At 36.6% G+C, this 15,208-nt stretch carries 17 protein-coding genes; 11 read left to right on the top strand and 6 right to left on the bottom strand.

Features of this window, described 5'->3' with window-relative positions:
* Window positions 1-7 precede the first annotated feature (7 nt).
* From ACPF64_RS03020 to ACPF64_RS03005, 4 genes are all read left to right on the top strand, one after another.
* Window positions 8-1,219: an ATP-grasp domain-containing protein gene (locus ACPF64_RS03020; RefSeq protein ID WP_426455547.1), complete on the top strand. Its 1,212-nt coding sequence runs from the start codon at window positions 8-10 to the stop codon at window positions 1,217-1,219.
* On the top strand, window positions 1,216-2,412 hold the full coding sequence (locus ACPF64_RS03015; RefSeq protein ID WP_426455546.1) for an ATP-grasp domain-containing protein: 1,197 nt from the start codon (window positions 1,216-1,218) through the stop codon (window positions 2,410-2,412). The genes ACPF64_RS03020 and ACPF64_RS03015 overlap by 4 nt, the downstream gene beginning before the upstream one ends.
* Before the next feature lie 212 nt (window positions 2,413-2,624).
* Window positions 2,625-3,368 (top strand): hypothetical protein, encoded by a 744-nt coding sequence (locus ACPF64_RS03010; RefSeq protein ID WP_426455545.1) that lies wholly within the window; start codon window positions 2,625-2,627, stop codon window positions 3,366-3,368.
* A gap of 22 nt (window positions 3,369-3,390) precedes the next feature.
* A complete protein-coding gene (locus ACPF64_RS03005) occupies window positions 3,391-3,783 on the top strand; it encodes a hypothetical protein (RefSeq protein ID WP_035360711.1) in 393 nt (130 codons plus the stop codon).
* Window positions 3,784-3,827: 44 nt separating this feature from the next.
* Here ACPF64_RS03005 and ACPF64_RS03000 read toward each other — a convergent pair whose 3' ends face one another.
* Window positions 3,828-4,829, bottom strand: a complete 1,002-nt coding sequence (locus ACPF64_RS03000; RefSeq protein WP_127493581.1) for an aldo/keto reductase — start codon at window positions 4,827-4,829, stop codon at window positions 3,828-3,830.
* Between the two features lie 112 nt (window positions 4,830-4,941).
* On the bottom strand, window positions 4,942-5,844 hold the full coding sequence (locus ACPF64_RS02995) for a helix-turn-helix domain-containing protein (RefSeq protein WP_086399956.1): 903 nt from the start codon (window positions 5,842-5,844) through the stop codon (window positions 4,942-4,944).
* A 1,128-nt stretch (window positions 5,845-6,972) separates the two neighbouring features.
* Between ACPF64_RS02995 and ACPF64_RS02990 the strand changes: the two genes are divergently transcribed.
* Both ACPF64_RS02990 and ACPF64_RS02985 read left to right on the top strand, forming a co-directional pair.
* Complete coding sequence (locus ACPF64_RS02990; RefSeq protein WP_426455544.1) at window positions 6,973-7,521, top strand: TetR/AcrR family transcriptional regulator; 549 nt, start codon at window positions 6,973-6,975, stop codon at window positions 7,519-7,521.
* Window positions 7,522-7,757: 236 nt separating this feature from the next.
* Window positions 7,758-8,387 carry a tetratricopeptide repeat protein gene (locus tag ACPF64_RS02985; protein ID WP_426455543.1) on the top strand — a complete coding sequence of 210 codons (630 nt, stop codon included), beginning with the start codon at window positions 7,758-7,760 and terminating at the stop codon, window positions 8,385-8,387.
* Between the two features lie 101 nt (window positions 8,388-8,488).
* On the opposite strand, the gene ACPF64_RS02980 is transcribed toward ACPF64_RS02985, so the two are convergent.
* Both ACPF64_RS02980 and ACPF64_RS02975 read right to left on the bottom strand, forming a co-directional pair.
* Complete coding sequence (locus ACPF64_RS02980; protein ID WP_005038153.1) at window positions 8,489-8,707, bottom strand: DUF6500 family protein; 219 nt, start codon at window positions 8,705-8,707, stop codon at window positions 8,489-8,491.
* Window positions 8,708-8,734: 27 nt separating this feature from the next.
* Entirely contained in the window at window positions 8,735-9,070 is a 336-nt protein-coding gene (locus tag ACPF64_RS02975) for a winged helix-turn-helix transcriptional regulator (RefSeq protein ID WP_426455542.1), read from the bottom strand.
* Window positions 9,071-9,186: 116 nt separating this feature from the next.
* On the opposite strand from ACPF64_RS02975, the gene ACPF64_RS02970 reads away from it, so the two are divergent.
* From ACPF64_RS02970 to ACPF64_RS02955, 4 genes are all read left to right on the top strand, one after another.
* Window positions 9,187-9,744 (top strand): NAD(P)H-dependent oxidoreductase, encoded by a 558-nt coding sequence (locus ACPF64_RS02970; RefSeq protein WP_426455541.1) that lies wholly within the window; start codon window positions 9,187-9,189, stop codon window positions 9,742-9,744.
* 167 nt (window positions 9,745-9,911) lie between these two features.
* Window positions 9,912-10,868, top strand: coding sequence for an AbaSI family restriction endonuclease (locus ACPF64_RS02965; RefSeq protein ID WP_426455540.1), 957 nt, complete (start codon window positions 9,912-9,914; stop codon window positions 10,866-10,868).
* Complete coding sequence (locus ACPF64_RS02960) at window positions 10,862-11,320, top strand: hypothetical protein (protein ID WP_426455539.1); 459 nt, start codon at window positions 10,862-10,864, stop codon at window positions 11,318-11,320. Before ACPF64_RS02965 ends, ACPF64_RS02960 begins: the two co-directional genes overlap by 7 nt.
* 80 nt (window positions 11,321-11,400) lie before the next feature.
* Complete coding sequence (locus tag ACPF64_RS02955; RefSeq protein WP_045126063.1) at window positions 11,401-11,742, top strand: DHCW motif cupin fold protein; 342 nt, start codon at window positions 11,401-11,403, stop codon at window positions 11,740-11,742.
* Window positions 11,743-11,900: 158 nt separating this feature from the next.
* On the opposite strand, the gene ACPF64_RS02950 is transcribed toward ACPF64_RS02955, so the two are convergent.
* Window positions 11,901-12,281, bottom strand: coding sequence for a hypothetical protein (locus tag ACPF64_RS02950; protein WP_426455538.1), 381 nt, complete (start codon window positions 12,279-12,281; stop codon window positions 11,901-11,903).
* Between the two features lie 51 nt (window positions 12,282-12,332).
* Complete coding sequence (locus ACPF64_RS02945) at window positions 12,333-13,514, bottom strand: MvaI/BcnI family restriction endonuclease (RefSeq protein ID WP_426455537.1); 1,182 nt, start codon at window positions 13,512-13,514, stop codon at window positions 12,333-12,335.
* Window positions 13,515-13,596: 82 nt separating this feature from the next.
* On the opposite strand from ACPF64_RS02945, the gene ACPF64_RS02940 reads away from it, so the two are divergent.
* The gene (locus ACPF64_RS02940) at window positions 13,597-15,159 is read left to right on the top strand and encodes a DNA cytosine methyltransferase (RefSeq protein WP_426455536.1); all 1,563 of its coding nucleotides are present in this window, start codon (window positions 13,597-13,599) and stop codon (window positions 15,157-15,159) included.
* Window positions 15,160-15,208: the final 49 nt, after the last annotated feature.

Genomic DNA, 15,208 nt, shown 5'->3' with positions numbered 1-15,208 from the left:
TGTAACAATGACTGTAGTAGTTATAGAACCTATTTCTTCAGGCATCACTTATTTAAATGCCGCTCAAGAATTAGGTATAGATTTATATGTTTTTTCTACTGACGAAGGAGAGTGCAGCATTGATGGAACAATGCGACAAAAAGCAAAAGAGATAATAAAAATAGATACCAGTGATTTTCATAGCCAACTCTCTAAAATTAATGAGTTAAAGACCGTAAGAGCGATATTACCGGGGGTTGAATATGCCGTACCTATGGCAGCACAGCTAGGTAATTCATTTGCCAAAAATTCTCTTGAATATACGACAGCTCAAACGGTTCGAAATAAATTCAAATTTCGTGACAAGCTAACCAAGTCAGGTTTAAGCGATATTAAATATGCCTTGATTTCACAGGGTAAAGAGATCTGCTTACCTCAAGGGTTTAAGTTTCCAGCTGTAGTGAAGCCGGTTGATATGGCGGGCAGTATGTCTGTTAAAAAAGTTGCAGATTTTGAGGAGCTTTTACAAACAGTTGAAGCGATCTGGAAATCTAAACCGAATGATATTGGCTTCTATGCAAGTGGTGATTTAATTGTTGAAGAATATATCGTTGGGAAGGAATACAGTGTTGAAGGAATTGTTCATACAGATGGAAAGATAACCTTCGCTTCACTGACAGAAAAACTATTAGGCCCAGAACCTTACTTTGTCGAAATTGGGCATATTGTGGGTAATCAATATGACGGTCAATTTTCTGAACACGTTTTTGATTATGCCGCAAAAGTCATTCAAACCTTAGAATTAAACATCGGACCTTTTCACCTAGAACTGAGAGTAACGCCTCAAGGAAAAGCGATTGCAATTGAGTTAGCTGCACGTTTACCGGGTGACAATATTGTTGAGTTAATTAAACTGGCGACTAATTTTGACCTCGCACAAGCTGTACTGAGCGAATACCTCGACCTGCCATATTCACCTTCAATAGAGAAAAATATGGTCTCTGCAATTGCGTTTATTCCACAAGGCAATCACCGCCTTTTTAAAGGTTTTAGTGGGCTAGAGCAACTGTTAGAAGCGCCTGAATGTGTACACCATCACTTTTACTATGAAGCAGACGATGAACTCGCTTGTAACCATGATTGGACCTCGCGATTAGGCTACATCATCCTTTGTTCTGAAAGTGAAGATAAGATCCGTAGTTTAGTCACACATATACATGAGCAGGTGAAAGTCATATGAAACATGTATTAATCATCAATAGATATGACGATGAATTGTCTGACTTTAATAAATATATAGATCACAATGCCGTCCATGTCTCTTATATTTCATTAACAGAAACGATGCGCTATATCACCTCTTCAAACTGTTACTACATAGCGGGTTTAGAACAATTAAATGAAGAGGATGTATTAAAAGAAGCCGTAAAAATCTATGAAAAAAAGCCAATAGATTACGTGATTGCTATCTCGGAATATGACCTCGATGCTGCCGCTCGCATTCGAACTGAATTGAATATTGTGGGTGCAACAGTTGAAGACAATTTGTTGTGCCGTAACAAGAAAAAAATGAAGGATGCTTTAGCTCATTCTACTGTCCGTTATCCAAAATATGCAGAAGTGTCTTCACACCAAGACATTGAAAAGTTTCTGCAAGAAAGTGGCTCAGCGATTATTTTAAAACCTCAAGTAGGTGCAGCTTCTGAAGGCGTAATAAAAATCAGTGAATTGGCTGATATACCACGACTGTCTTCCTATGCGGGCTACGAAGTAGAGGAATTTATTGAGGGAGATATCTATCACGTCGATGCGATTATTTCTGACAATAAAATGCCTTACTTTAAAGTCTCAAAATATATTAATACCTGTTTAGACTTCAGAAACGGTGCGCCATTAGGCTCAGTCACGATTGATAATTCTGAGTTTATTCAAAAAGTAGAAAGATTTACTTTAGACGTATGTAAATTCTTAAAATTAAAAGATCAGGCGATTCATCTCGAATTTATTGAGTCTAAAGGTGAGCTGGTCTTTTTAGAGGTTGGCGGGCGAGTCGGTGGCGGGGAAATTCCGTTCATTACATTACGCAATGAGTCAGTCGATTTATATGAAATGTGGATTAAGGCGGCAATGAATATTCCACAAGAGCCAGTAAATACAAAAATCACTGGTTTTCTGATGATGCCGAATCCCTATAGTTCTGGTTTTTTATTTAATGGCATTAAAGAATTAGAGAATGAAACGATTACTTATCAGTTAATCCAAGAAAGCGGCGACCATAACAATTTTAGTTATGAAAATATTCCTGCAAAAATTCATTTCATGGGAGAGAGTCAAATACAGGTGGAAGATGCGATTAAAAATAGTATGAAAATTTTGCAAAGCGCAATTTGTCAAAATCATCATTCTAGTTTGAGTCTAACAGAGTCTTCTTAGCTGAGTATCTGTAAACCCAGTTTGTTTGTGGTTAGAGTTTAAAAATCAAAAAGGCTTGAGCTTAAATGTTCAGGCCTTTTTATATGTGTTGATAAATGGATCATGGACATACATTTTAATAAGCCATTCTAATGGACTTTTGTTGCAGAGAATTGTGATTTGTCGAACTAGCTCATATTATATAATTAGTTAATTATTAAAGAATTTTAAAAATGATTAAATCTGTTATTTCAGGTTGCGCGGTTCTCACACTTTCGGCTTTATCGGTTACTCATGCAGAATTTTCTTTTGCACAAGAGCTACAACAAAGCTGTAATAAAGTGAAGCAATACGCGAGCTTAGGTAAGAAAAATTACGACCAAAAACAATATAAAAAAGCCCTAGAAAATTTTCAAAACCAAGCATCTTGGACTGCATTTTGTAAAGCCAATGCAGATGAAACCACCGTTAAATTTACTGACCGAGATATAGAAGTTGCTAACAATAACGTGGGTTTAGCCTATGCCAAACTGGGTCAGCCACTTTGGGCAAGATCGTGGTTTATGCTCGATGAAAAATCAAAATCGAGCCAATTTAACCTTAAGCAATTACCTGCACCTAAAGCATCAAATGACTTGTCTGGTGAATATGTCCGTTACTCAGGTTTTGGTGAGTGGGACCACATCACGGTAAGCCGTGAGAAGGGGCAATATGCAATCAGCTATGCTGGTTTATATATGGGCCTTAGAAGCTTAATTTACGGCCCGAACATGGGTGAGTTTGGCACCACAATGCCGAGCAATAAAAAGCAAATCGTCTATAAAGATCAAGACTGCCGCATTCAGCTCGATTTTAAAACCAATGCGAAATTAGGAAACTTCATTCAGGTCAAACAAAACGAGGGTAACTCGGGTTGTGGCTTTGGACACAACGTGTATGCAGACGGAACTTATTTAAAAGTTGAGTCTGGAAAATAAGTCTAAAAATATAGGGAATTAAATAATGAATATATTTGCACGGTTGCTACTACTTTCTACGATTGCGATTTCTTCTCAAATTTATGCAGAGCCAACGAGCGTATGTAAAGAGGTGAAATTTCAGCAAGCCGATCAGGCTTGGAGTGGACACTATTATTTAAATGGTGTGATGGAAGTTGGTTCGGAACTTTTACTTCAGCCAGACGGCAAGTTTAAATGGATGTTAGCTTATGGCGCTTTAGACCAATATGCCGAAGGCACATGGTGGAAAAATGGCAACTGTATTGGTTTAAAACCAGACTCTAAATTCAAAAAGAATTTAAGTATATTTCCAGAAAGCCTGACGATTTCTGAAAAATCATTAGACGTAACTTGGAACGATGGACGCCAGCAGGGCAGTTATAGCAAAGACTAAATAAAAAGTCCGACATTAAGTCGGACTTTTTTATAGCTCATATTTTAATGGTTTACCGCAGCAAGTTGCTCAGCGTTATAGCGTGCGCCCATGTTTGGGTATCTCGCAATAATTGCGTCGATTTCTGCTAAATCCGCCGCTGTTAAATCAAGGTCTACAGCGCCAGCATTTTCTACAAGTCGCTCGATTTTACGCGTACCCGGAATTGGAATAATGTCTTCACCTTGCGCCAAAATCCAAGCCAAAGCCAGTTGAGCCGCTGTCGCGTTTTTGCTTTGGGCAAATTCGCTAAATGCTTGCGCTAAACTTTGGTTATTTTTCCAGTTATCGCCCTGATAACGCGGTAATTGGCGACGGAAATCGTTTTCTTCTAGGTTGCCCACATCGAGCGTATTGGTAATTAAACCACGCGATAGCGGTGAATACGGTACAAGACTAATGCCTAACTCACGAATGGTTTGCAAATGGGTTTGCTCAAATTCACGGGTGAGTAGCGAATATTCATGTTGAACCGCTGCAATCGGGTGAATCGCATGTGCTTTACGAATGGTTTCAGCCGAAGCTTCACTGAGTCCTAAGTAGCGAACTTTACCTTGTTGGACCAAGTCAGCCATTGCGCCAATGGTGTCTTCAACTGGAATATTCGGGTCAATGCGGTGCGCATAATACAAATCGATCACGTCTGTATTTAAACGTTTTAAACTGTTTTCGACCGCAACTTTAATCCACTCTGGAGAGCCGTCGATATAAGACTCTAAAGAGTTTTGTGGGTTGAGGTTATCTTCTTTATAGCGAAAGCCAAATTTGGTCGCCAAGAATACTTTGTCGCGGTGTTTTTCTAAAACTTTTGACAGCAAAACTTCGTTTGCGCCGTTGCCATACATGTCGGCGGTGTCCCAAAAGTTAATGCCGAGGTCTAAGGCTTTTTCTAGGGTTGCAATGCTTTGTGTGTCGTCTGAGGCACCATAGGCAAAGCTCATTCCCATGCAACCTAAACCAAGTGCTGATACTTTTTCGCCTGTTTGTCCTAAAGTTCTATATTTCATTTTTCACACTCTTTTTTGCAAAATCACTTGAGTAGGAAAACTATAAAATGCTTTGGCTTAAACTGACGTATAACATTCAAACCAATAATTATAAAATTCAAACAATCTGTTTTTAGGCCACACAGTCTTCACGGAACTTTTTAGGCGAAAAACCCGTATTTTTCTTAAAGAAGTTGGTGAAATACGCTGAATATTCAAAGCCTAAGCTATAAGCAATTTCGGAAATATTCCAACTGGTGTGTTGCAATAGCGCTTTGGCTTCTTGCGTAATGCGCGAGCTAATATGTTCAGACGTGGTTTTGCCTGTGGCTTCTTTTACAGCGCGGTTTAAATGGTTTACATGCACCGATAGACCATAGGCATAGTCATTTGCCGTTTTGAGTTTAAGTTGAAAATGGGGTGAGTCGATTGGGAACTGGCGCTCTAATAACTCAAAGAATAAATGACAAATCCGAACCGCAGCATTGCTATGTTTTTCAAACTGTTGGGTGGGTTGCATTTTCATGGCTTCATGTACAATCAGGTGCAAATAGTTTCTTAAAACGTTGTATTTATGAATGTAGTCTGAATTTATTTCAGTCATCATCTTTTTGAAAACAAATGAAATTTCATCAACTTGTTGATCATTTAAAAAATATAGCGGGTCGCCGTCGACTTTAAACAGTGGGGAGTCTTTTAAAAAGCTTTGTCTTGATTCTTGGTTTACAAATTCTTCGGTAAATAGGCAAAACCAGCCTGCTTGTTCGGGCGAATTAATTTCCCAAGCGTAGGGCACCATCGGGTTTGAAAACAGTAAAGCAGGGCGGTCTACCCGAATCCAGCGGTTGGCGTAGTGAAGGTCACCTGTGCCTAAAACCAGTGAAATTTTATAATAATCGCGGCGGCTATAAGGCGTGAGAAACGAGCAGGCATCGCGTTGGAACACATTAAAATGTCCAAACGAAGTCGATGGAACCGAGTAATCGCTATCTCTGGTTAAAGAAAAGCGGCGATAAAAATCATGTATGGTTTCCATGTCTTTGCCTGCATGCGTTATCAATTTATTTAAAGTTATAAAATTCAAACTTTATTTACTGTAGCTTTTATTTATGGCGTGATCAATCGATTCATTTAAACAGGTTTGAAAATGAATGATAAATTAACAATGAAAAAATGAGCCAATGAGAATAAAAATATTTTATAAATTAATAATATATGAACATTGACACTTAAAATCTTGAGAATTATTCTTTGCCTGTAAACTACTTTAGGGTAGAGCGATAAGGGGACACTTTCGGGTGTGCTGGTACTGTGCCCAGTCTGCTAACCCCTTATCAATCTGCCACCATTCTACGGTAGAACGATAAGGGAACACCTTCAGGTGTGCTGGTTGCTTTTGTACCAGTCTGCTAATCCCTTTTCGTTTTGCCACCATTTTATGGTAGAGCGATAAGAGGACACCTTCGGGTGTGCTGGTTCTGTGTGTCCAGTCTGCTAACCTCTTTTCGTTCTGCCACCATTTTTATTATTACCATGGTATCTTTAAATTTAAGTTGAATGACTGTTTAGCTTAAATATCTAATTGAATAAACAACAATAATTATTTAACCAATTTCTATTCAACCTTACATTGACACTCAAAAACGTGCGGATTATCCTTTGCGTGCTGGCCTACATTGCCAGTTAGCTTTTGACAGAGCTGGAACAAAAGGCGCACAACAACGTATTATTTCGTTTTGTGCGTTCTCTTAAGTCACGCCTTTATGGTGAGGCTAGGAGGGGCACGCTTGCGTGCGCTGGTTTCCTTTTGTACCAGTCTGTCAACCCTTCTAGTCTTGCCACCATTATTTGACAGTAATTGGTAAGACTCTTCTAAATCAAAAGGAGTCCGCCGTTATGCGTACTATTTCATCTCTCTCATTGGCAATCTTTGCCAAAATCTTTACCTCTCTACCCAACTGGTCTTTAAAAAGGTTTAACCGACTCTAGGTTTTAAGCCATAGGTCATTACGACTAAAAAATCATAGCAACAATAAAACCCGAGATAGGCAAGCACACCATTTTTGTGTCGTTTTCGCATGCCTGTTTTTAGCGCTCAATTTAAGAGTGACGGCATTTCTATCTCTTTTACATACAACAAAAAATTATTTTAAACGGTATAAAAATGCCAAATTTAGAAGCATCATTTAGAGCATTAAGCGTGCTCCACGCAGCAAAAGATTTATTTAATCAAAATGGGTTTTACATCGGGATAGATCGAATTATTGAGGAAGCCAAAATCCCTAAAGCCACTTTTTATAACTATTTTCACTCAAAAGAAAGGCTCATTCAGATGAGCTTAACTTTTCAAATAGATGCCTTAAAACATGAGGTGTTTTCAATTATTCATTCGTATCGTGAACTCATGGCATTCGATAAACTCAAGAAAATTTACCTCTTACATGCAAATTTAGAAGGCTTTTATCGTTTGCCATTTAAAGCCATTTTTGAAATTGAAAAGATCTATCCAGCAGCATATAAACTCGTGATTGACTACCGAAAATGGTTCATTAAAGAAATTCATAAACTGCTTTTAACTGTAAAGTCTACCTCTACAGTTGCAGATGCGCACATGTTTTTATTTGTGATTGATGGCGCGATGGTTCAGCTTTTGGGGACCAATAACACCGATGAAAGGGATTTATTACTTGAATACTTTTTAAGTCGGGTTTGATGAGAATAGGAGGAAAGGCCTGACGGAAGTTGGGCTTTTTGCTTGTTAATATTGAAATGCTGAGAATATTAGTAATATTTTTTTATCTTTAGCTATAATAATTTGGATATTATATTTAAATATTAATTTCATGTTTCTTTATTAAATTTATGTCTAATATTAAAAAATTTTTCTTAATATTTTCCATATACGTAATTTCACACTCTATTTATGCACAGGAAATTAGGACTCTTAATATGAATAATGCTCTAATTGAAGAAATTAAAAATATGGCGCATCAAGAAGATACAGATGCTCAAGTAAAATTGGGCCTTTTTTATATTCAAGGTTTGGGTGTTCCTCAAGATTATATCTTAGCAAGACAGTGGTTCGAAAAAGCTGCCAAACAAGGTAATAGAGATGCTGAATATAATCTTGGAGTCATCTATGAAAATGGGAATGGTATACCTCAGAATTATAAATTAGCAGCTGAGTGGTATCAAAAAGCAGCTGAAAAAGGACGATCTAGTGCTCAATACAATTTAGGTAATTTATACGCAAATGGGGTAGGAGTTGCACAGGATTATAAAATAGCAAAGCAATGGTTTGAAAAGGCAGCGGAACAAGGAAACGCCGATGGTGAATATAGTCTGGGCGTTATGTATGAGTATGGAGATGGTACTGCTCAAGATTATAAGATAGCAGTAGAGTGGTATCAAAAAGCGGCAACCCAAGGTAATGCGAATGCTCAGTTTAACCTAGGTATTTTATACGCTAAAGGTTTAGGTGTTTCTAAGAATTATGAAATAGCTAAACAATGGATTGAGAAAGCAGCTGAACAGGGCCATGAGAACGCTCAAATAATTATCACCCAATTAGCTTCTTAATAACTCTTAACCAAATAGAAGGCTTAAACCAGATCTGACAGTTACCCATTTCTCAGAGTATCTGTCAGATTAAATCTAAGTTTTTTTAAATGATACTATTTCTAACTTTCACTCAAAACCAACTTTTTAATCTTAACTGCCTTCTCGAAGTGGTCCAGCTTATGCAACATAATCCACCAATGGGCTGCTTCCATAAGTAGCTCAGGGTTATCATTCTTATTTTTAAAAAAAGCATAAAAAGACAGACCGACATTGTCTCCTTTCTTTTCAATTTTATCGTCGCATCCCTTAATAAAAATTTCTCTTAATTCATTTCTCATATTTAGTATCACTTCAAGTCTATAAAACTAAGACGGCTTATTGCGCTCGCCCCAATCGCACATCATATCTAATAAAGGAATCAAAGACTGTCCTCTTTCTGAAAGGCGATATTCAACCTTTGGCGGAATTTGAGGATATTCCTTGCGAGTAACCAGTCCATCTCTTTCCAATTCTTTAAGTGTATTGCTGAGCGTTCTAAACGAAATATTGCCAATGCAGCGTTGCATCTCATTAAAACGCATAACATTTTTTTCATACAGCCAATACATAATAATCATTTTATATTTGCCATTAATCAAAGAAAGGGTGTAGCCGAAACCTGTCTCTTCTAATGACGTATGTGATGGAATGCAATCAGTCATTTTTAAAATCTATACTATCTTTTAGTATAGTATATAACATAAATTACCGTACTTATATTTAGGAAAGCACACTTCTATAATCGATTTATCAACTTTTCGATAAGAGTGTTTTCATAATGAAAAAGACATTAGTCATTGTTACCCATCCTCACATAGACCAGTCTGTTGTAAATAAAAGATGGGTAGAGGAACTAGAAAAGCATCCCGATCAATTTACGGTTCACCAAATTTATCAAGCTTATCCAGACGGGGTGATTGATGTTGCCAAAGAGCAAGCACTTGTCGAAGAACATGAAAATTTAGTCTTTCAATTTCCAGTGTATTGGTTTAACTGTCCGCCGCTTTTGAAACAATGGTTAGATGAAGTTTTGGCATATGGTTGGGCTTACGGTTCAGAAGGCGACAATCTCAAAAATAAAAAGTTTATGTTGGCTTTATCTGCTGGTGGGCAAGAACAAGTTTATTCAGAAAGCGGAGAGTATCAAATTTCTTTAGAGAAGATTTTTACACCATTTGAGCTAACAGCTTTATATGTTGGGGCAGTCTATCAACCGCTTCATGCATTTTATGGTTTAGACACAAATCCGTCAGAAGACGATGTTGTTCCGACGCACCAAGACATAGACAATAATGCGATTCAGTATGTTCAGAAGTTGTTAGCGTTGTCTGAGTAAGTTTAAAGATGGGAAAGGCCTAAACGGGAGGGTTTGGGTCTTTATAAGTGGAAAATAGTTTTGTTATCTTTCTGATTTAAATAATGATTGTTTTTCTAACTAAGCGACAAGGAAACTTTAGAGGAGTAAAATTACAACATCACTTATAGATTATTAAAAATTCAGTCATGCTCAGTTCAGATTTAACAGATTATGTCATTCGGCAATTAGGACGCACTAAAAATAAACGTTATGAAGCATATGTAGTTAGTCGAATTATTCATTTACTCAACGACTTTACTTTGAAATTTGTCACTCAACAGTTTGTTAGATTATCAAATAAGAAAATTGCTTTAACTGATTTATATTTTCCTCAACTTGGTATTCATGTCGAGGTTGATGAGGGGCATCACTTTTTAAAAAATAATAAAATGGAGTATTCATTTAACCTAGCAGATGAGCCAATTTATAGTATTTCTCAAACACAAAGTGATGCTATGAGAGAGGAAGATATTATTAATATTACTGGTCATAAAATTTTTCGGGTAAATGTTTATAAAAATCAGGAGGGTGAACCCAAAAACCTAGAGAGTATTCATCAACAAATTGATAAAATTATAGAAGAAGTAAAAACTGCAAAGAATAAGCTGGTAGAAGAATCTAAGTTCAAAGAATGGAATATAGAAACAGAATATAATCCTCAAACTTATATTGATTTAGGAAGCATTAGCCTAGCTGACAATGTAGTGTTAAAAACTACAAAAGATATTTGTAATTGCTTTGGCTATAACTATAAAAATTATCAGAGAGGTGGAGCACTTCATCCATACGAAAAAGATACCTTAATCTGGTTTCCTAGACTTTATGAAAATAATGATTGGATTAATACCATATCGTCTGATGGCTTAACGATTACTGAAAAGTCGACGAATGAATCTATTACACTGAAAAAATTAGAAGAGTGGGAAAATGGTCCACAGAAAAGAATCGTCTTTGCACGAGTGAAAGATAATTTGAGTAGTCGAGCTATGTACCGTTTTATGGGCCTATATGCATTTCAAAAAGCGGATTTAAAGGATGGGGCGGTATGGAAACGGGTAGCATGTGAAGTGGAAACGTATTCTCCAAAGGAAGCTAAATGCTAAAGTCTAGAATCTATATAACTATAGGACTACTTCTTGCTGGATTATGCTTGTTTGCAGCCTTTAACTCATATGAGAAAAAGGCTAATTCTGAAAAAGAAATGGCAAGTCGAACAGCTATTTCCTTTTTAAATTCACTTTCTAATGGAGATTCAGCCACAGCTTTTAAGTATGTTTGGTCAGGTGAGGAATTAAACATTCGAAGTACTGAAACAGCTCAGTACTATAAAGACTCAAAAGTTCTAGAAGTGCTAAAAGTTCGTTACGATTCAGCAAAAAATAGACCTGATTACTATCAACAATTTTATAAAATTATTTCAGTCCAAATAAGTATAAAAACAGTACATGCAGATATTGCTGGTAACCCCGCGGGTACCTATATTTTGTTTATAAATCTTGTGCAAATAGATCCTAAATCTAATTGGCTCGTTACTGAGTTAGGCAGTGGACCTTAAGAGGAAATATTTTTAAATCGTTTGCAAAAATCAAATTTGTCTATAAGTTGAAAATACAATAATACGTCTTTGGAAAAATTATGAATATCGCGCCTTTTCCATTTCAAATTACAAACTGGGAAGAAATTGAAGTCACTGTATATAGCGGTGAAACTGGAAAAGCTTACTGGAAAACTCAATTTTTTGGTGAAGAAGGAAATAAAATAAGAGTAAGACTTGTCGAGTACTCAGCAAACTATTTAGCTGACCATTGGTGTGAAAAAGGACATATTTTATTTTGCCTAGAAGGTGAGTTAGAAAGTAGATTGAAAGACGGGCGAACATTTACTTTAACTTCAGGTATGAGTTATCAGGTAGGGGATAATTCAGAACCACATCAGTCTTTTAGCCTGAATGGTGCGAAGTTACTTATAGTTGATTAGATTGATTTTTTTAAGCTGAATAAAAAAGACCTAAATCAAAATGACTTAGGTCTTTTTTCAATTCTGGCGGTGAGAGAGTCCGTCAGATTTAATATCTAAATAACTGAATTATTTAAACATAAAAAATCAGCACTGTAAATATACCGACATTTATACCGTCAAGGGGATGTAACAGGTGTCCAACTAGAATAGCCAGTATTTTGGCTAGGGAAAATGACTATTTCTATATTTCCATTTTTAGTTTGACCAATAAAAATGTCATCTCCAGTACCTAATTGGCGTATTAAGTGTGCGCCACTAGCAACATAGTAAAGGCGATATTCTTGTCGAGAAGGGTGATTGGCTCGTGCATTATACCAAGTAATATTAATCGGTTCAGGTGTTCCAGAATGCCCGACTTTAATGGTAGCTGCATATCTATATTTAGTGTCATCGTTAGAAGCTATTGTTCCAAAAATATCCTGAAGTTTACTTACTCCATGTAATTCATGTTGATTTGAAACTGAAGCATCTATGTCAGATGCAGTTACAGTTTTCATAAAAGCTTTATCATAAGCTTGCATAAAATTTCCTATTGATAGATATAAAAATTATGAGATTAAAAAGTAATCTTTGGGTTCAGGGAATAACAATTCAAGATGTTGAGGTCTAATTTTAAATAAAGGACCTTTTTCATTTGCTCTACCTGTAATATTCTTCCGCTTAATCAAATGATCCATCGTAATAATCCCTTGCTCCATTAAAAGCAAAAACTGGCTCGCTAATGGATTCTTGGTGTGTGTAATTGATCTAAGCGTGAAGTATTCATCGTCATTACTCGTGTGAGTATCCGCTTTAATCCAGAAGGTTTCACGGTGTTTTTCGAGCAATTTATTTCTAAGATTTTGCCCCAGCCAACTAACGACAGAGCCATCTTGAATATGAATTTCATTCAATACATCATTATTGAAATCCACTTCAAAGCCCAATCCTTGAGAGTTATATTTGTTGGCTGCTAAGGTACAGTAAAGCTTTAAGTCGCCGTCACGCTCATAACCATATTTATCGACAATTTGTTGACTGCTTTTAAGTGTACTTATAGACCAATCTGGAACTTGCGCAAATAGATTAGTACGATTGGATGCTTTATTTAAACGCGATGATTTAAGCTCAATGCCTTTGTAATCAGGGAAAGGGGATGAATTAGCCGGAATACCTAAAGCATGCTCTATAGTCATGCCAATCGCTGTATCACCTTTCATGATTGCTTGCAATGGACCTTTCTCGCTTAATGCTTGCAGTAGCCCAAGTAACTCATTTGCCACGGCTTCATAGTCATTCACAATTTGAGTTAGAACTTGATTTACGGATAGGTCTAGTTTTGAAATGTTGAAAACGTATAGTTCACCTTTATCGACAATCAACGCAATTTCATCTCCGGGTTGAGCACAGGTTTTTAAACCATAGATCCAAATACGAGGATCACCTTTTTTTGTCTCCGGTCGATATAAGCTAACTTTCTGATTTTGTGCTTCATTGTCTGAGATAACTAAAAAGCAAGGATTTAGGACTTTATGCGGAGTACCTTGTGATTGACTATCGTAGTCATGATATTGCTGCTCTTTAAGATAGGCACGTAATGAACCTACGGCGTCCATAATTGATTTATCTAGACCGGTTTGAGTAATAGACAGCAAGCCGTAATCAATGCCTTTTTGAGCTAAATAATGGCGGTTTTTAAGAGAAATTTGATTTTGTTCAGATGTTAAAAGTATGGGAGTTCTTTGATTCATTTTTAATGGATTTAAGCCCTGGATTTTTAGTTAAGTGTACTTTAGAATAGGAATATTTTAAAAATTTAACAGAGTTTATTTTTTGAACTATATTGAATTGTTCGCCGGTTGTGGTGGTTTGTCTCTAGGTCTTGAAGCATCAGGATATAATTTAGTCATTGCAAATGAGCTGTCTCCAATGGCGGCAGAGACGTTTTCCTATAACTTTTTCGATGAAAAGTTAGAGGGGAATAGTGCACCGGAACATGCACTATGGATCAATTCAAGCTTTTCAAAAGAAGAAATGAGTAAAAGGCTTCGGGAAAATCCAAAGGCTTATCCGCCGATAGAAGAGGGTGGATATTCGGATATTTCATCAGAAACAGTGCTGAATAAGAAGTTATTAGTCGGCAGCATTGTGGAATTAAATAAATTGATGGGGCAGTCTCCAGAATTATTAAAGCAAATTCAAGATCAAGGTTTACCGAATGGATTAGATTTGGTTTCTGGTGGTCCGCCGTGTCAAAGCTTTAGTATGGCTGGCTTACGTCAGTTAGGTAATGAAAGAAATACCTTGCCGTGGGAATTTGCGAAATTTGTTGGACTAACTCAACCTAAGTTTGTCCTTCTAGAAAATGTAACCGGGATTTTAAGAGCATTTAACACTGAAAAAGGTCAATTCTATGCTTGGTATGAAGTCGCTAAAGCTTTTGCCGGCATGGACTATATTCCTTTGTGTCTACACGTAAATGCAAAGTATGCCGGTGTAGCGCAAAACCGACCTAGATTTATCTTATTGGGTATGCGTGTTGATGTGTTTAAGCACATCATTGATAAGCTTAATAGTGTGGAAAAATTAGCATTTAATCGCTGTTTCGAGTTCTTTGAAAAAGTGAAATCTAATCCGGAACTTGAATACGGACATCTTGATTTTTACGATGTAGATAGTGATACGGAGTTTTTTGCTCAATCCTTCTTGAAGCCGTTAATTGCTTATAAGGGTAAAGAAATCTCTGTTCAAGATGCAATTCAGGATTTATCTATTACTGACAAAATTGATAAATCGCCATATGTGACTCGATTAGATGAGCTTTTTAATCCGCTGTTAGAGGATCATGAGAAAATAAGTAATTATGAATTAAGAGCTAATGGCATTCATGTCCAAAAGCGTTTTAAGCTCTATCAAAACCTTAATGCAGTATCAAAAGAAACGAAGAAAGAAGTACAACAAGTTTTAAAAGGTACTGAAGACAGTATCTCTGAAAAAGCTTTTAATGAATTACATACTTTAGCTTTCTTGAATGATGAATGTAAGCCAGTTCACTTTTATAGTCGTGATGATTTGGTTCAATATTTAAAAGCTCATCAAACCAAAAAACAAACACAAAAAGCCTTAATACCACATCAACCTGCACCAGCTGCGTTATCAATCCCAGATGATGCCTGCCATTACAGTGATTTAAGAACACTTACTGTTCGTGAAATGGCGCGTATTCAGTCTTTTCCGGATAACTTTAAATTCCTTTCTAAAGTTACAACAGGTGGGCAGATGCGTAAATTTGAAGTACCCCAATATACGCAAGTGGGTAATGCTGTTCCGCCTCTTTTAGGTTACGCACTCGGTTTATCGATTAAATATTTGATTGACTTGTATGCTTCAGTGTAAATGAAGTTAAGTTATAGATAATATCTATTTTATATAAGAGATAGTAACT

It is taken from the genome of Acinetobacter sp. KB005 (genome assembly GCF_049949095.1).
Lineage (GTDB): Bacteria > Pseudomonadota > Gammaproteobacteria > Pseudomonadales > Moraxellaceae > Acinetobacter > Acinetobacter calcoaceticus.
This window is presented reverse-complemented; position numbering and strand designations above follow the sequence as displayed.

What these genes read in the sequence shown, in the direction of transcription:
- ACPF64_RS03020 (WP_426455547.1), top strand. Translation starts at nt 8, where the DNA reads ATGACTGTAGTAGTTATAGAACCTATTTCTTCAGGCATCACTTATTTA.
- ACPF64_RS03015 (WP_426455546.1), top strand. Translation starts at nt 1,216, where the DNA reads ATGAAACATGTATTAATCATCAATAGATATGACGATGAATTGTCTGAC.
- ACPF64_RS03010 (WP_426455545.1), top strand. Translation starts at nt 2,625, where the DNA reads ATGATTAAATCTGTTATTTCAGGTTGCGCGGTTCTCACACTTTCGGCT.
- ACPF64_RS03000 (WP_127493581.1), bottom strand. Translation starts at nt 4,829, where the DNA reads ATGAAATATAGAACTTTAGGACAAACAGGCGAAAAAGTATCAGCACTT.
- ACPF64_RS02995 (WP_086399956.1), bottom strand. Translation starts at nt 5,844, where the DNA reads ATGGAAACCATACATGATTTTTATCGCCGCTTTTCTTTAACCAGAGAT.
- ACPF64_RS02990 (WP_426455544.1), top strand. Translation starts at nt 6,973, where the DNA reads ATGCCAAATTTAGAAGCATCATTTAGAGCATTAAGCGTGCTCCACGCA.
- ACPF64_RS02985 (WP_426455543.1), top strand. Translation starts at nt 7,758, where the DNA reads ATGAATAATGCTCTAATTGAAGAAATTAAAAATATGGCGCATCAAGAA.
- ACPF64_RS02980 (WP_005038153.1), bottom strand. Translation starts at nt 8,707, where the DNA reads ATGAGAAATGAATTAAGAGAAATTTTTATTAAGGGATGCGACGATAAA.
- ACPF64_RS02975 (WP_426455542.1), bottom strand. Translation starts at nt 9,070, where the DNA reads ATGACTGATTGCATTCCATCACATACGTCATTAGAAGAGACAGGTTTC.
- ACPF64_RS02970 (WP_426455541.1), top strand. Translation starts at nt 9,187, where the DNA reads ATGAAAAAGACATTAGTCATTGTTACCCATCCTCACATAGACCAGTCT.
- ACPF64_RS02965 (WP_426455540.1), top strand. Translation starts at nt 9,912, where the DNA reads ATGCTCAGTTCAGATTTAACAGATTATGTCATTCGGCAATTAGGACGC.
- ACPF64_RS02960 (WP_426455539.1), top strand. Translation starts at nt 10,862, where the DNA reads ATGCTAAAGTCTAGAATCTATATAACTATAGGACTACTTCTTGCTGGA.
- ACPF64_RS02955 (WP_045126063.1), top strand. Translation starts at nt 11,401, where the DNA reads ATGAATATCGCGCCTTTTCCATTTCAAATTACAAACTGGGAAGAAATT.
- ACPF64_RS02950 (WP_426455538.1), bottom strand. Translation starts at nt 12,281, where the DNA reads ATGAAAACTGTAACTGCATCTGACATAGATGCTTCAGTTTCAAATCAA.
- ACPF64_RS02945 (WP_426455537.1), bottom strand. Translation starts at nt 13,514, where the DNA reads ATGAATCAAAGAACTCCCATACTTTTAACATCTGAACAAAATCAAATT.